Source organism: Acidovorax sp. 100 (assembly GCF_003688355.1).
GTDB lineage: Bacteria > Pseudomonadota > Gammaproteobacteria > Burkholderiales > Burkholderiaceae_C > Acidovorax > Acidovorax delafieldii.
The window spans coordinates 2,790,806-2,805,538 of sequence record NZ_REFD01000001.1 but is presented as its reverse complement, the minus strand read 5'-3'; the positions used below and the strand labels follow the sequence as shown (position 1 = coordinate 2,805,538).

The following is a 14,733-nucleotide window of genomic DNA, read 5'->3' as shown; positions in this document are numbered from 1 at the left end:
TGCTCGGACACAGTGGCTCAGTCTTCGATGCCGCGCTGCGCGGGAATGCCCGCCTTGAACGCGTGCTTGATCAGCTGCATCTCGGTCACGGTGTCGGCCAGCTCGATGATCTCGGGGGGGCAGCGGCGGCCGGTGAGGCACACGTGCACATCCTTGGGCCGATCGCGCAGGGTCTGCAACACGCCGTCGAGCGGCAGCCAGCCGTAGATCAGCGGGTAGGTGATCTCGTCCAGCACCACCAGAAAATGCTCACCCGACAGGATGGCGGCGCGCGCCTTTTCCCAGCCGTCGCGCGCGAGCTGGGCCGAGTGCTCCAGGTCATTGCTCTTCCAGCTGAAGCCGTCCCCCAGCCCCTCGATGGGCAGGCCGATCTGCTCGAACATGCGGTGCTCGCCAAAGCGCGCGGTGGGCACCTTCATGAACTGGAAGATCTTCACGGCCTTGCCCCGGCCATGGGCGCGCAGCGCCAGGCCAAAGGCGGCCGTGCTTTTGCCCTTGCCGTCGCCGGTGTTGACGATGACAAGGCCCCGGCGTTCGCCCTCGGGCTTTTCGTAGCGTTTTTCGGTGGGCGGGGTTTCGATCTGCATGGTGTCGATTCTTTCAGAGAGGCCAGGCATCAAACGCCGGCCGGTTGCAACGGGGAAGACAACGAGGACGGACGGCGCGCCTGCCACGCGGCGCCCGCCATCGCCACCAGGGCCATGACCAGCAGGGCCACGATGCCGGCCATGCGCTCCACGGGGCTGGGCTCGGTGGCGCTGTCAGAAGGGGCTGGCTCGGGCTGCCGCTCCAGCAATACGCCCATGGTAGGCACGGCGGGCGCGGAAGGTGGTGCTTCTGCCTGGGCGGGCGGCGCAGGCAGGTCAGCGGCGGGGGACGCAGGCTGTGGCGCCGCCAGGGCTGGCGACTGCGGCGCGGCAATGGCCATGCCAGCAGGCGGGGTCAGCTCTACGGACTCACCACGAGCCGCTCGCTCCACCCAGCGGCGCACGCTGGGCAGCTCGGCCGCCAGCGGCGCGGCACGCGTCAGCTCCTGGTACATCTGCGCCAGTTGTTTTTGCGTGTCGGCATCGGCCTGCCAATAGCCCTGGCGCTGCGCCTGCACCAGGCGCTCCAGGGACTGGGCATAGGCCTGCGGATGCTCTTTGAGCCACTCGGGCAGGCCCAGCTGGTGCTTGTCGCGCACCAGCACGTCATAAAAGCTTTGCCAATGGTCGCTGCGCACCGTGTCGGGCGCCACGGCCTGCCAGCCCCAGGCGAACTGCACGGCCTTGAGCACCTGCAGCGTGCCCGAATAGCCCTCGGCCTTCTGCGCCTGGAGCCAGCCCGGGTGCAGGTAGCGCGACTGCATCTCCAGCGCAATGGCGCGCTGCGCGGTCTCGGTAGTGGGCTCGCCTGCATCCTGCAGCTGGGCCACATGCAGCTCCAGCCCCTGCGCTCGCCCGGCCACGCGGGCTGCGGCCGACAGACCACCCAGGTACTGGAAAGGGTCGTCCGAGCTGACCATGGCATACAGGTGCGAGCTGCGCGACAGGATGGCGGCATCGGTGCGGCGCAGGTGGGCACCCAATGCCTGGGCCGCCACACCGCCCGCAACGCCCGTCACCGGCTCGCCCTCCAGATAAGGCTGGCTCATGCGTTCGAGGAACATCTGACCCAGGCGCGCATCGTTGGTTTGCAGCCCGTCACTTTGCACCGCGTCCGACAGGCCGGTGCCATAGTCGCCCACCGCATTGCCGAACGACCGCACGCGTGCCAGTTGCTCTGCCTGCGCGCGGGGCACGCCCTGCTTGCGCAGCTCCTGGCCGATCTGCGCGGTATTGCGAGCGATCACGTTGCCAGGCTCGGCCGTGGCGGCCTGGGCCACCGCACGGTCCAGCAGCGCCATCAGCGCGGGGAACTGGTCACGGTACGAGCCGGTGATGCTCATGAGCACATCGACGCGCGGGCGTTTGAGCTCTTCGGCGGCAATGGTCTCGACGCGCACCGGGCGGCCCGAGTCATCCCACACCGGGCGCATGCCCAGCGCCACGAGCGCCTGCGCTTCCATGATGCCCTGGTGGCGCAGCGTTTCACCCGCCCACAGCGACAGCGCCAACCGCTGCGGCGCCTGGCCGCCATGGCGCGCCTGGTAGTCCTTGAACCAGTCGTTGAACAGCGTCTGCGCCACGGCATAGGCCTGGCGCGTGGGCAGGCGGCTCGGGTCCAGCCCCGTGAGGTTGCGGCCTGTGGGCAGGCTCTCGGGGTTGCGGATGGGGTCGCCGCCGTACGCAGCGGTGAGAAAACGGCCCTCCAGCCCTGCGAGCAGGCCGGGCATTTCGCCTTCGGTGGCCAAGAGGCGCTCCAGCTCCTGCGCGCGCTGGGCCAGCTGCAGCAGCGCGGGCGTGTCGATGGGCTTGCGCGCGGCGCGGTTGGGCACATGGTCTTCGGCGCGCACCAAGCCGTCCTGTGCTGGCGGCGCATCGGGCAGCGCGGGGCGCAGGTCCAGCACGCTGGCGGCCTGCGCGTCGGTCAGCGCCACTTCCAGCCAGCGCGCGGGGCGTGCAGCCAGCACCGCGTCGTGTTTGATGAGAAAGGCCTCATCGATGTCTTCGCCCAGCGCCTCGATCAGCGGCTTGCGCAGCGCCTGCAGGATGGTCTCGCGCCGCTGCTCGGGCGCGGGCACGCGGCCGAACACGGCCAGGCCCTTGGGCTGCGAGCTTTGTGCGAGCTGGTCCAGGTAGGGGTGCAGGATTTCAAGAAAGCCGTGGAAGTCGGCCGCGATGCGCTCGGCGCTCCAGCCCAGGTCGCGGTGCAGCTGGTGTTCTACAAACTGCGCCACCAGCTGCTTTTCGAGCGCGCGGCGCGTGGGGCCTTCGTCCACGGTTTCCCATTCGTGCATCACCTCGTGCATGTGGGCCATGCGCGCCTCGAAACCTGCCGGGGCGAACACGGGCGTGCGGTGGCTCACCAGCACGGCGCGGCCCCGGCGCTTGGCCGTGAGGGCCTCGCCCAGGTTGTCCACGATGTAGGGATAGACCACGGGCAGATCGCCCAGGGGCAGCAGCGCGTCGTCGTGCACATCCAGCGCACGCGCCTTGCCACCGGCCCACTCCTGCGTGCCGTGCGTGCCGAAGTGGATGAGCGCATCGGCCTCCAGCTGCGCCCACAGGTACACCGCCAGGTAATGGTGCGACAGCGGCGCCTTGCTCTTGTGCATGAACGGGTTCTGGCCCAGGCGCAGTGTTTCCTCGCGCGGGGGTTGGGGCAATACCGAGAGCTTGCCCACCTGCAGGCGCGGGATGACGAACACCTTTTCGCCCTGCCAATCGACCACGTAGCGGCTCTTTTCGGGAAGGCCCCAGTGCGCGTTCATGCGATCGCGCACGGCCTTCGGCAGCGTGGCCAGGTGCTGCTCGTAGCGCGCCAGCGGCAGCGCGGCGGCCTGCCCGCTTTGCAGCAGCGCGCGCACATCGGCGCCGGGGTAATAGGCGGCCAGCAGCGGCTTGAGCCCGTCGATCCAGCCCTGTTCGGGCACCTGCTGGGTGCGGTAGCCCGCCTGGGCCAGGCCGCCCGACACCTGCTCCAGGCTGCGCGGCACGTTGAGGAACGAGGCGCCAAAGTTGGTGCCCCCCGGCGGGTAGTTGTAAACCATGGCCACCAGGCGCTTATCGGCAGCGGGTTTAGTCTGCAGTGCGATCAGCCGCCGCGCCTTCGCGGCCACAGCCTGGGCCTGGCGCTCGATGAGGCGAAAGTCCTGCCCCTCGGCGCCGTGGGCAGCGACCAGGACCGGATCGATGGCGCCCGCCGCCTCGGGCTGCGCCAGGTAGAACGGCACATCGGACAGCGACAGGCCCGTGTCGCTGGCTTCCCACGCAGCGGCATCACCCGCGCGGTAGGGCTGCGTGCCGAGCAGCGGCACGCCCCAGCGCGCCAGCAGCGGCTGCAGCGCAGCGGCCTGGGGCACGAGCTGGTGCAGCACCAGGGCAGAGGCATGCAGGCGGCCCGGGCCGGTGCCGCTTTCGGGGGGCAACTCCAGCACCTCGGCCAGCGTCTGCGCCGTGACCTGCTGACCGAAGGCCGCATAGGTGAACAGGCCTTGCTGGCGGAAGGTGTGCAACCAGGCATCGAGCCACTCCGTGCTGCCGTCGATGAAGTGGTGGCGGTGCACCAGCACGGCCACGGCGGGCAGGCTGCGCAGCGCGGGCTGGCCCTGGCGCCAGGCCTCCAGCGCGGCGGCGTTGGGCAGCAGACGGGGCGCGTCGGGGTGGTAGATGCCCCGGGGGGGCAGGATGTCGGGCGCGGGCAAGGTCGGCATCGCAACACCCACCACCGTGGCGCGCGCCAGGGCGATGGCGTTCTTGAGATTGCGCGGGCCGCCCGCCTGCAGGTAAGCCATCATGCGGGCAGGAGCCTCCAGCGCAGACAGGTCCACAGCGGGCGTGCCCGCAGGCACCCAGACCACGCGGCCGGGGAAACGTGAGGCGCGGGCATCGAGCTGCGCGCCGACCATGCGGCGCAAGCGCGCCTCCACACTGGCATGCGGTGCATCCACCCACACCATGGCAGCGCCTGCCAGTGCACGCTCCAGCTTCTGGGCCTGGGCCGCGTCCAGTACCGCCGGGCCGGCCAGCGGGTAGTCGATGTGCACAAAGCCCAGGCCAGCGTCGGAGGCCAGGCGCTGCACCATGGCCGTGCGTGGGGCCGTGGTGATGTCGGAGGTGAGCCACAGCAGCACGGGCGCTGTCTTATCGGCGTTGCCCGCTGCCTGGGTCTTCTCAGCCTGGACGGCATGCACCAGCGGCGCAGCCAGCAGCAGGCACCACAGTGCCGTGCGCAGAATCAGCGCCGTCATGGCTTGGCGGGTGCCGGCGTGGCGGCGCCACCCGCGCCACCGGCCGAAGCGCTGGCAGGAGCAGCGCCCGTTTCAGGGATGTAGACGATATTGCCGTCTTCCAGCTTGTAGGCCACGCCCGCGCGCACGCCCTGCCCTTGCGCTGCGCTGCCAGCTCCCTTGAAGCGCACCTCCTTGCCCTGCTCGCGCACGACCACTTCCATATCGGGCTGGCCGGGGTTGCGGATGATGGTGACGCTTTCGTTAGCGCTGGTCTGGGTCTGCACGGCCACGGCCGTGAGCAGCGCCACCACCAGCACCAGGAACACGTCCACCAGGTTCACGGCGGACAGCATCGGATCGTCATCGTCCTCGGCCAGGACGTTCAAGTGGCGCAAGCTCATTGCGCCACCCCACGCTCCTTGCGCACCACCAGCAGCTCGGCCAGCAGCCAGCGGCGGCGCACCGAGTACACCACCAGGCCCACCGACGCGGCGGCCAGCGCCAGCACCACGCCCGCAAAGGCGCCGCTGAAAACGGCCAGCGCCTGCTGGCCGTTGCCCGCAGCCACGCTCTGCAGCGCGGGGCCCAGCGGGATCATCGTGGCGATCAGCCCCAGCATGGGCGACAGGCGGCTGAGCAGGCGCACGGGCTCCACCTGGCGCACCAGTTGCAGCTCCAGCTCTTCCATCGACAAACCCGGCGCCACGCGCAGCGAACGGTATTGCGGCTGGCGCCAGCGCTGCCACGCCTCCATGAGCGTGGCGCCGCCCGACCACAGCGCGTAGACAAACGCCAGCCCCACCAGCACCAGCACCGGCCACAGCAACGACTGCGCGACCTGCGAAAAACCCGATTCGATGTTCATGCTTCCACTCCCTCAATCCATGTGTTGTTTCATTGGCTGTGCTTGCGCTGCATCGATGGCAGCGCCATCCACATGCCATCCAGATGCCGCACGTGGATGCGGTGGTCAAACACGCTCTCCAGCGCCGCGTGCGTGGCGGGTGCATCGCAGGCGCCCTGGTGCAGCACGCGGCCTTGTGCCATCACCACCATGTCGTCGGACTGCAGTGCCAGCGACACCTCGTGCAGCACGCTGACCACCGTGCCCCCCGCATCGACCAGTGCACGCATGGTGTGCAGCCAGTCGGTCTGGTGCGGCGGGTCGAGGTTGGCCAGGGGCTCGTCCATCAGCAGCACCTGCGCCTGCACCGCCAGGGCGCGGGCCAGCAGCACGCGCTGGCGTTCGCCGCCCGACAGCTGCGACAGCGGGCGGTGGCGCCAGTCCCAGGCCTGCGTGGTGCGCAGCGCCTGCTCCACCGCTGCGTGGTCGGCCGCACCCGGCGGTGCCAGCCAGGCCTGGTGCGGCAGCCGGCCGAGCATGGCCACGTCATAACTGGTCAGGTCGTCGGCCGAGCCTTCGTTCTGCCCCAGCCAGGCGAGCTGGCGGGCGCGTTCGCGCGCAGGAATCTGCACCAGCGGGCGGCCGAGCAACAACACGTCGCCCTGCACCGCCACACGCGGCAGCAGGCCCGCCAGCACCTTGAGCAGGGTGGACTTGCCCGCGCCGTTGGGGCCGACAATGCTGGTCCAGCGCCCGGCGGGCAATTGCAGGTCAATGCCCTGCAATATCGAGCGATTCCCGATGCTGGCGCTTATTCCATTTGCACTGATAGCTATTGATTTCATAGTGCGCCCCCCTGCGAGGTGCGCCGGTGCATGAGCCACAGCAGATAGGTGCCGCCCAGGGCCGCCGTGAGGACGCCCACGGGCAGCTCCTGCGGCGCCAGCAGCCAGCGCGCCAGGATGTCGGCCGCCATGAGCAGCACCGCGCCCATCAGGCTGGAGAGCACGATGTGCCGTTCGTGTGTCACGCGCACGATGGAACGCACCAAGTGCGGGGCGGCCAGCCCCACAAAGGCGATGAGCCCCGTCTGCGCCACCGCCGTGCCCGTGGCCAGCGCCATGGCAGCCACCAGCCCCACACGCATGGGCATGAGTGGCAGGCCCAGGCTGGCGGCCGTGGCCTCGCCCAGCGTGAGGCCGTCCAGCGCACGTGCCAGCATCCAGGCAACCACCGAGCACAGCGCCCAGGCCACGGCCATCAGCAAGCACGCCGCCCAGCCCACAAAAGCCGTGCTGCCCAGCGTGAAGGCCTGCATGGCCTGCAGGATGTCGGGCGAGGCCAGTTCCACCAGGTCACGCAGCGCACCCAGCACCACGCCCACAATCACCCCCGCCAGCAACAAGCGCAGCGTGTGCTGCACGCCCTTGGCGAGCAGCAGCGTGAGCACCACCGCCCCCGCCGCGCCCAAAAATGCCATGCCCGTGATACCGATGCGGGCCATCCACTGCGCCGCCACCGGCGACACCCCGAAGAGCGCCATGGCGACAGCCCCGCCCAGCGCTGCGCCCGAGGCGCTGCCCAGCAGGTACGGGTCGGCCAGCGGGTTGCGAAACAAACCCTGCGCCACCGCGCCCGACAGGCCCAGCAGCGCCCCCGCCAGCCACGCACCCGCCGTGCGCGGCAGGCGGATGTCCCACACGATCTGCCAGGCCACAGGGTCACCGTGCATGCGCAGCACGCTGTCAAAGCCCGTGCTGCCCACGCTGGCGCCACACACCGCCAGCAACGCGCTGGCGAGCAACAGCCAGGCGGCACACCATGCGGCGCGGCGGCTGGCGGAACCCGTGGGCAAGTCGATCGCAATGCTGGTCATGACGCTTTGTCCACCAGACACCGCGCCATGATGCGGGCCGCCTCGGCCATGCGCGGCCCAGGGCGCACCACCACATCGGAATCGCCGGGGCCAAACACGCACAGCCGGTTCTCGCGGATGGCACGCATGGAAGCCCAGCCGGGGTACGGCACCATGGCCTGCATGCTGCGGTTGCCGATCATGATGATGTCGGGGTTGGCGCGCACCACGAACTCGGGGTTCAGGCGCGGAAACGGCCCCAGCGACGCTGGCACCACGTTGCGCACGCCCAGCCGGGTGAGTGATTCGCCAATGAACGACGCCTCGCCCGCTGCATAGGGCCCACGGCTCACCTCGAAGTACACACGCACATTTTTGGCCTTGGGCGGCAGGGACTGTGCAGCCGCCAGCACGCCCGCGTCGATCACACGCCAGAGGCGGTCGGAGCCTTGCGCGCGGGGCACGCCCAGCAGGTCGCTGACAGTGCCCAGCACGCGGCGCACGTCGGCATGCGTCTTGGGCTCCAGCTGCACCACGGTGAGGCCGAGCGCCTCCAGCCGGTCACTGGCGCGCGAGCTGACGGACATCAGCACCACATCGGGCTTGAGTGCCACGACGGCCTCGATGCTCGGGTCCAGCCCGCCCCCCACCTTGGGCAGCTTGGCAATCACGGCCTCCGGCCAGTTGGAGTAGCGGTCCACACCCACCAACCGGTGGCATTGCTCCAGTTCGCACACGCTTTCGGTCAGCGAGGGCAACAGGCTGACGATGCGCTGGGGGGGGCGGGGCAGCGAGACCTCGCGGCCCCGGTCGTCCCGGATGTGCACCGGCTGCGCACGGGCGAGGCCAGCCATCAGCAGGCCCAACAGCACCAGGATGGCGATGACCCACAGGATGCGGCGCACAGGGGTTGGTTTCATCAGCAGGGTTCCTTCAAAGTGAGAGGCAGACCGGCAGCCATCAACGTGACCCGTGGACACACCTGCGCCACCTGCTGGTTGAGCATGCCCAGCGCATCGACAAAGGCGCGCACCTCGCGCCCCATCGGGATGACCCCCAGGCCAATTTCGTTGCCCACCAGCACAACGGGCCCGGGGGACTGCCGAATTGCTTCCAAAAACATAGCAGCCTGGGCATTCCACTCTAGCGCTTGCGCCTGTTTTTGCTTCAAATCCATGGTTTCGAACCCCAGGGGCATGGTCCAGTGGGTGAGCCACAGCGTGAGGCAGTCCACCACCACCAGGGTTTGCGGCGCGCTGTGCCGCGCAACGGCAGCGGCCACATCGCGCGGCTCTTCCACCGTCCGCAAACCTGGCACGCGCTCGGCGCGGTCGCGCTGGTGGCGGGCAATGCGGTCGCGCATCTCGTCGTCCCAGGCCTGCCCGGTGGCGATCAGCACGGCGCGGTGGTCGGCGGATCGGGCCAGCCAGTCGCGTGCCAGCAGCTCAGCGCGGCGGGATTTGCCGCTTTTCTGACCGCCCAGGATGAGCTCGGTAGTGATGGGGTGCGACGCGGATGTCATGCTTTGCTCTGGCCGCCCAGCAGATGCGCAACCGCCTCGGGGCTGGACGGGAACCACGCATGGAAGTAGCTGGCATGGATGCTGCCCTGCTGGTACAGAGCCTCACCCGCATCCGGCGCAACCGCCTCGTGGGGCCGCGCCGTGCGGGCCACCACGGGAGCGCTGCTGTCGCTGGTCGAATAGTGGAAGGTGTGGCCGCGCAGCGTATGTCCTGCCACGGTCAGCTGCTGCGGCCCCAGGGCCGCCAGGCGCTTTTGCATGGTCACGCGGCCCGGCAGCAGGCCCCACAGCGGAGCCGCGCTGCCATCGGCCAGCGTGATGGAATCGAACAGCGCCATCATGCCTCCGCACTCAGCCCACAGGGGTTTGCCCGCGGCCACATGGGCGCGCAGGCTGGCCAACATGCCGGTGTTGGCCGCGATCTGCGCGGTGTGCAGCTCGGGGTAACCACCGGGCAACCACACGGCATCGCAGTCCGGCAACGCCGTGTCTTGCAGGGGCGAGAAGAACGCCACGCGGGCGCCCATCTGTTCCAGGCATTGCACATTGGCGGCGTAGGTAAAACAGAACGCCGCGTCACGCCCCACGGCCACGGTGCGGCCCGCGAGCAGCGCTGGCGCAGCAATCTTCGAGGCGGGCGCCGGAAAGTCCACGGCCCAGCGCTGCATATCCTCCAGCGTCATCTGGCCCAGGGGGGTAGCGGCCAGGGCATCGGCCGCTGCGTCCAGCCGCTGCAGGCTGTCGTCCAGCTCGTGCGCGGCCACCAGGCCCAGGTGGCGCTCGGGCAGTAGCGCGGCGCCAGCCTTACCCGCAGCAGAGGCAGCACCAGACTGCACCCGCATCAGCGCCCCCATCCAGTCATCCACATCGTGCAAGCCGTCACGCAACATGTCGGCATGGCGGGCACTGCCTACACGGTTGGCCAGCACACCGGCCCAGGGCAGGCCCGGGCGGTAGTGGCGCAGGCCATAGGCCAGCGCGCCAAACGTGCCCGCCATGGCGGAGGCATCGACCACCGCCAGCACCGGCACCGCAAAGTACCGGGCCAGGTCGGCTGCGCTGGGGTTGCCGTCAAACAGACCCATCACGCCTTCGATGAGGATCAGGTCCGACTCGCGCGCAGCGTCGTGCAGACGCTGCGCGCAGTCGGCCTCACCGTTCATCCACAAATCGAGCTGGTGCACCGGCGCACCACTGGCCAGCTGGTGCCAGTGCGGGTCCAGGAAATCCGGCCCGCACTTGAACACCCGCACCCGCCGGCCCTGGCGCGCATGCAGGCGCGCCAGGGCGGCAGTGACGGTGGTCTTGCCCTGCCCGGAAGCCGGGGCTGCAATCAGCAGCGCGGGACAGCGTGTCACACCCCACCCCCAGCGCGGTACTCACCCAGCGGCCGACGAAACTGGCGCGCCCCAAGCCAGTGCCACCGTGGAACTGGCTCCGCCAGGCCACGGGTGGCGTCCCCCCTCCGGGGGGAAGGCGCGCAGCGACTCAGGGGGGGCTTCATTGAGGCGCCCACTTCACACCGACGTACACCGTGCGGCCTGCGGTGGCGTAGGTGCGGGCCAGCTGGTAGTCCTTGTCGGCCAGGTTGTCGATGCGGGCCAGCAGCGTGTAGTCGCGTGCAAGGCGGGTGCTGGCATACAGGTTGACCAGCGCATAGCCGCCCAGCACGTTGGTATTGGCCACGGTGTCGAAGCGGCGGCCTGATGCTTGCACTTCGGCGCCCACGGTCCAACCCGCCAGGCGGGTGTCGGCGCCGAAGGTGGCGTGCTGCTTGGCGCGGCGCGCCAGCTGCTTGCCAGTGTCCAGATCACGCGGGCGTTGCAGGTCAATGGAGCCATGCAATTGCACGTCGCCCACGCGGTGCGAGCCTGCAAACGTCACGCCCTTGTATTCGGCGCGGGCTGTGTTGGCGTAGCAGCCAAAGTCCGACAGGCACGTGCCTGGGCCAGAGAACGAAATCAGGTTGCTGACACGGTTGCGGAACAGCGTGGCAGAGAAGGTGCTGTTGCCCTGGGCGTAGCGCAGCGCCACTTCGGCATTGCGGCTGCTTTCGGGGCGCAGCGTGGCCACGCCATATTCGCTGAAGCGGTGGTACAGCGTGGGCGCACGGAAGGCCGTGCCCACCGACGCCGTGGCGCGCCACTGCGGGGTGATGGCGTAGCCGTAGGCCACGCTGCCAGTGCTCTTGCCACCGAACTCGCTGTCCGAGTCGTGGCGCAGGTTGAGCTGCACCGTGTGGCCTGCAGCGTTGTAGCCATAGCCCAGCGCCAGCGCGTCTTGCGAGCGTTTGGCGTCGATGGGTTTGTTCTCCAGCCGGTCTTCGCGGCGCTCCAGGGCCGCCGTGACCAGGTGCGCGCCCTGGCGCCATTCATTCTGGAAGTAGTAGCCGCGCAGGCGCGTGTCGCTCAGGTAAGGCGAGGGGCGGGTTTCGTATTCGTCGCGCGAGTCGGTGATGGAAAAGCGCGTCTTGTAGGCACTGCTCCACTGCGCGATCCAGTTGAGGCCCAACGCGTGCATGGTGTGCAGGTTGCGGTCGTCCTTGCCCAGGCCGCTGTCGTAGCCGCTGTTGGTGTCGTTCAGCATGAGGGTGCCTTCGAGGCGATGCACTGCGTTCACCTGCAGGCCTACCCGCGCGTGGCCTGCCGTGCTGCGGTAGCCGTCACGGTCGGGGTTCTGTCCAGCGATGGGGCGCGCGTTGAAGCCCTTGCTGTCATCACGCGCCAGTCCCAGGGCGTAGTCCAGCGTGCCGCTGGCACCACTGATCCCTGCCTCGAGCTTGGTGGTGTTGTGGCTACCCACGCCCACGCCCACGTAGGGCGCCGTGCCGTTTTCACCGCGCTTGGTGAAGATCTGCACCACGCCGCCCAGGGCGTCCGAGCCATAGACAGCACCTGCCGGACCGCGCAGCACTTCAATGCGGTCGATGAGGCCCAGCGGAATGCTCTCCCAGGGCGCGCCACCGGTGGATTGCGAGTCGATGCGCACCCCATCGATGTACACCGCAGTAAAGCGCGATTCCGCGCCACGCAAAAACACGCCAGTGGTGGTGCCAGGGCCACCGTTGCGCGAGAACTCCACACCGGGCAGACGGGCCAGCAAGTCGGCCAGACCGGTGGCGCCACTGCTTTCGATGGTTTCGCGGTCCACGATGGAGATGTCGGCCACCAGATCGGCCAGCGGCTGCGGGGTGCGCGTGGCTGCCACCACCGTTTCAGACAACGACGGTGCGCGCAGGTTTTGCGCCAGCAGCTCGCCGGTGGCCGGGGCGGTCTGTGCGAAAGCGCCGCAGGCGCTGCCAGCCAACAGTGACAGCAGCGCCAGGCGTGGGGCGGGCAGGCGCAACGACGCCACAGGGCGCGCACGAAGGGTACGGATTTTCATGGGGATCAAGGTCAACAAACAACCCGGGCCGGCCTCCCGCCAGCATGTGGGTGATACAGCCGCGCAGCGCCAAAAAAAGGGCGCACGCAGCCACCGTGTTGGCCGGTATCCGGGCTGGCGGAACACCCCCCCAATGCCTTCCCAGGCGCTTGTTCAAGGCGCCCAGTGGCTTATGGATGGAGAGAGAATCGGGTGATTCGTCCGCTGACCGTTGCGGGGGCAGCGCAGGCTGGGCGGGTACCGGTGGTACGGCGCCTCCCTGCTTCCCGTTGAACTGCGGCATGTGAACCACACCGCGAGCACCAACGTCGGGATTTTACGACCGTTTACAAGCTGCTCCCAGAGCGCCAGATCAATCGGGCAACTCCGCATGGCACCCACGCGGCCGACAATGCACTTGTATCTGTTGCGCATTGCACACCACTGCAGCTTGGGGCCAGGGACCGCTCGGTGTCACACCGCCTACAATCCAAGGCTGTATGGCAATACCGTCCCCCACCGACCAGATCGCCGAGCGCGTGGAGCGCCTGCTGCTGCGACATGCGGAGTTGCAGCGCACCAATGCCCTGCTGGCTGATCAAGTTGCGGCACTGACGCAGGAGCGCGACTCGCTCAAATCCCGCTTGAGCGCAGCACGCGCCCGGGTGGATGCGCTGCTCGAACGCCTGCCCGCCGCCGCGCCGCTCACGAAAGAAGCCGAATGAAGCAAATCGAGGTGCAGATCCTGCAGCAAAGCTATCTGCTGACCTGCCCCGAGGGCCACGAAAGCCGCCTGCTGGACGCCGTGGAGCGCGTGGACACCGCGATGACGCGCATCCGCGATGCGGGCAAGGTCCGGGCGCGGGAACGTATCGCCGTACTGGCCGCGCTGAACCTGGCCTTCGAGATCGCCGACCGCGAAGCCGCAGACCTTGCGGCTGCAGCACAGCCCGTGGCAAGTCCATCTGGCAGTGCCAGCGCTCCCGTGGTGGGGCACCAGGAAAGCCTGCTGCCGGATACCGACCAGCAGCGCCTACAAAGCCTGGTACAGCGTCTGGACGACGCTCTGGGCGACGACGGACGCCTTCTCTAGTCCTTGGTGTGCTGAGGCACACCGCTCCTCTTGCCCGTCCGTCACAGCCGCTTGCGGGCTTTACATCACCCCGAGCGCGCAGCGCCCGCTGGCAGCACCTACAATTGGCGTGTCTGCGAAGCTGTCGGGCTTTATATTTCCTTGAACCAATGCTCATTGAGCTCGGGCTTGGTACATCGTCCGGTGAGCGTGATCATCTCGCGTCAGATGAACCCAACGCCAGGCTGCCCTCGCCCACCTGAACCCCCGGTTCAGGATGAGAGTTCGGTGGTATTCGCAGACACCCTCTTCCCCATGCCCTGTCATTGCAAGCACTTGTTGCTGCGTCCGTGACAGGGCATTTTTCGCGGCTCTCCGCGTGCTTTGTTGTCCTTTGTTGCCTGATATCCCGCCATGCTCGATCCCTTGCTGATTGTTGAACTCGGTGTGCTCGGCCTGGCCACAGGTTTTCTGGCGGGGCTCTTGGGCATTGGAGGCGGCATGCTGCTGGTGCCGTTCCTGACCTACATCCTGGGCGCTCGTCAGGTGGCGCCTGACTTGGCGGTGAAGATGGCGATTGCCACCTCCATGGCCACCATCATGTTCACCTCCATCTCCAGCGTGCGTGCCCATCACCGGCGCGGCGCCGTGCGGTGGGACATCGTCCAGCGCCTGGCGCCCGGCATTGTGCTGGGGGGTTTCGTCGCCAGCCTGGGTGTGTTTGCACTGCTGAAGGGCTCGTTTTTGGCGATTTTCTTCGCGCTGTTTGTGAGCTTTTCTGCCACGCAGATGTTTCTGGACAAGAAGCCCGCGCCCACGCGCCAGATGCCGGGTGGCGCAGGCCAGGTGGCGGCAGGCGGCGTGATCGGCTTTCTGTCGGGTCTGGTCGGCGCGGGTGGCGGGTTTGTCAGCGTGCCCTTCATGACCTGGTGCAATGTGCCCATCCACAACGCGGTAGCCACCAGCGCCGCGCTGGGTTTTCCCATCGCGCTGGCCAACGTGATCGGCTACGCCATTGGCGGACAGAACGTGAGCGGCTTGCCACCGGCATCGCTGGGCTATATCTGGCTGCCGGCACTGGGGGTGATTGCCAGCTGCAGCGTGCTGACGGCCCCGCTGGGAGCCAAGGCGGCGCACAATCTTCCCGTCAAGCAGCTCAAGCGCGTGTTTGCCTCGTTGCTGTTTGGCCTGGCGGCCTACATGCTTTGGAAGGGCGTTTCGGCCGTATAAGGCCGACACAGAGGCGGACTCTCGGCCATCT

General features: G+C 68.4%; 13 protein-coding genes and 1 riboswitch. Of the genes, 3 read left to right on the top strand and 10 right to left on the bottom strand.

What is annotated here, in order from left to right:
- Positions 1–17 precede the first annotated feature (17 nt).
- From cobO to C8C96_RS12870, 10 genes are all read right to left on the bottom strand, one after another.
- Positions 18–587, bottom strand: coding sequence for a cob(I)yrinic acid a,c-diamide adenosyltransferase (gene cobO, locus C8C96_RS12915; RefSeq protein ID WP_121944001.1), 570 nt, complete (start codon positions 585–587; stop codon positions 18–20).
- A gap of 29 nt (positions 588–616) precedes the next feature.
- Positions 617–4,834: a cobaltochelatase subunit CobN gene (cobN, locus tag C8C96_RS12910; protein WP_121942571.1), complete on the bottom strand. Its 4,218-nt coding sequence runs from the start codon at positions 4,832–4,834 to the stop codon at positions 617–619.
- Positions 4,831–5,217 (bottom strand): DUF2149 domain-containing protein, encoded by a 387-nt coding sequence (locus tag C8C96_RS12905; protein ID WP_056064344.1) that lies wholly within the window; start codon positions 5,215–5,217, stop codon positions 4,831–4,833. The genes cobN and C8C96_RS12905 overlap by 4 nt, the downstream gene beginning before the upstream one ends.
- Positions 5,214–5,681, bottom strand: coding sequence for a hypothetical protein (locus C8C96_RS12900; RefSeq protein ID WP_008906167.1), 468 nt, complete (start codon positions 5,679–5,681; stop codon positions 5,214–5,216). Before C8C96_RS12900 ends, C8C96_RS12905 begins: the two co-directional genes overlap by 4 nt.
- Before the next feature lie 29 nt (positions 5,682–5,710).
- Positions 5,711–6,505: an ABC transporter ATP-binding protein gene (locus C8C96_RS12895; RefSeq protein WP_116747428.1), complete on the bottom strand. Its 795-nt coding sequence runs from the start codon at positions 6,503–6,505 to the stop codon at positions 5,711–5,713.
- The gene (locus C8C96_RS12890; protein ID WP_121942570.1) at positions 6,502–7,536 is read right to left on the bottom strand and encodes an iron ABC transporter permease; all 1,035 of its coding nucleotides are present in this window, start codon (positions 7,534–7,536) and stop codon (positions 6,502–6,504) included. Before C8C96_RS12890 ends, C8C96_RS12895 begins: the two co-directional genes overlap by 4 nt.
- Positions 7,533–8,435, bottom strand: a complete 903-nt coding sequence (locus C8C96_RS12885; RefSeq protein WP_116747430.1) for an ABC transporter substrate-binding protein — start codon at positions 8,433–8,435, stop codon at positions 7,533–7,535. The genes C8C96_RS12890 and C8C96_RS12885 overlap by 4 nt, the downstream gene beginning before the upstream one ends.
- A complete protein-coding gene (locus C8C96_RS12880; protein ID WP_121942569.1) occupies positions 8,435–9,037 on the bottom strand; it encodes a bifunctional adenosylcobinamide kinase/adenosylcobinamide-phosphate guanylyltransferase in 603 nt (200 codons plus the stop codon). The genes C8C96_RS12885 and C8C96_RS12880 overlap by 1 nt, the downstream gene beginning before the upstream one ends.
- Entirely contained in the window at positions 9,034–10,395 is a 1,362-nt protein-coding gene (locus tag C8C96_RS12875; protein ID WP_121942568.1) for a cobyrinate a,c-diamide synthase, read from the bottom strand. Before C8C96_RS12875 ends, C8C96_RS12880 begins: the two co-directional genes overlap by 4 nt.
- A gap of 142 nt (positions 10,396–10,537) precedes the next feature.
- Positions 10,538–12,421, bottom strand: a complete 1,884-nt coding sequence (locus tag C8C96_RS12870) for a TonB-dependent receptor domain-containing protein (RefSeq protein ID WP_099730646.1) — start codon at positions 12,419–12,421, stop codon at positions 10,538–10,540.
- 82 nt (positions 12,422–12,503) lie between these two features.
- A riboswitch (cobalamin riboswitch) is annotated at positions 12,504–12,743 on the bottom strand.
- A gap of 157 nt (positions 12,744–12,900) precedes the next feature.
- Between C8C96_RS12870 and C8C96_RS12865 the strand changes: the two genes are divergently transcribed.
- The 3 genes from C8C96_RS12865 (at position 12,901) to C8C96_RS12855 (ending at position 14,702) form a co-directional block, all read left to right on the top strand.
- Positions 12,901–13,125, top strand: a complete 225-nt coding sequence (locus C8C96_RS12865) for a hypothetical protein (protein ID WP_015014799.1) — start codon at positions 12,901–12,903, stop codon at positions 13,123–13,125.
- Positions 13,122–13,493, top strand: coding sequence for a cell division protein ZapA (locus tag C8C96_RS12860; protein WP_060987382.1), 372 nt, complete (start codon positions 13,122–13,124; stop codon positions 13,491–13,493). The genes C8C96_RS12865 and C8C96_RS12860 overlap by 4 nt, the downstream gene beginning before the upstream one ends.
- A gap of 393 nt (positions 13,494–13,886) precedes the next feature.
- Positions 13,887–14,702, top strand: coding sequence for a sulfite exporter TauE/SafE family protein (locus C8C96_RS12855; RefSeq protein ID WP_121942567.1), 816 nt, complete (start codon positions 13,887–13,889; stop codon positions 14,700–14,702).
- Positions 14,703–14,733 lie beyond the last annotated feature (31 nt).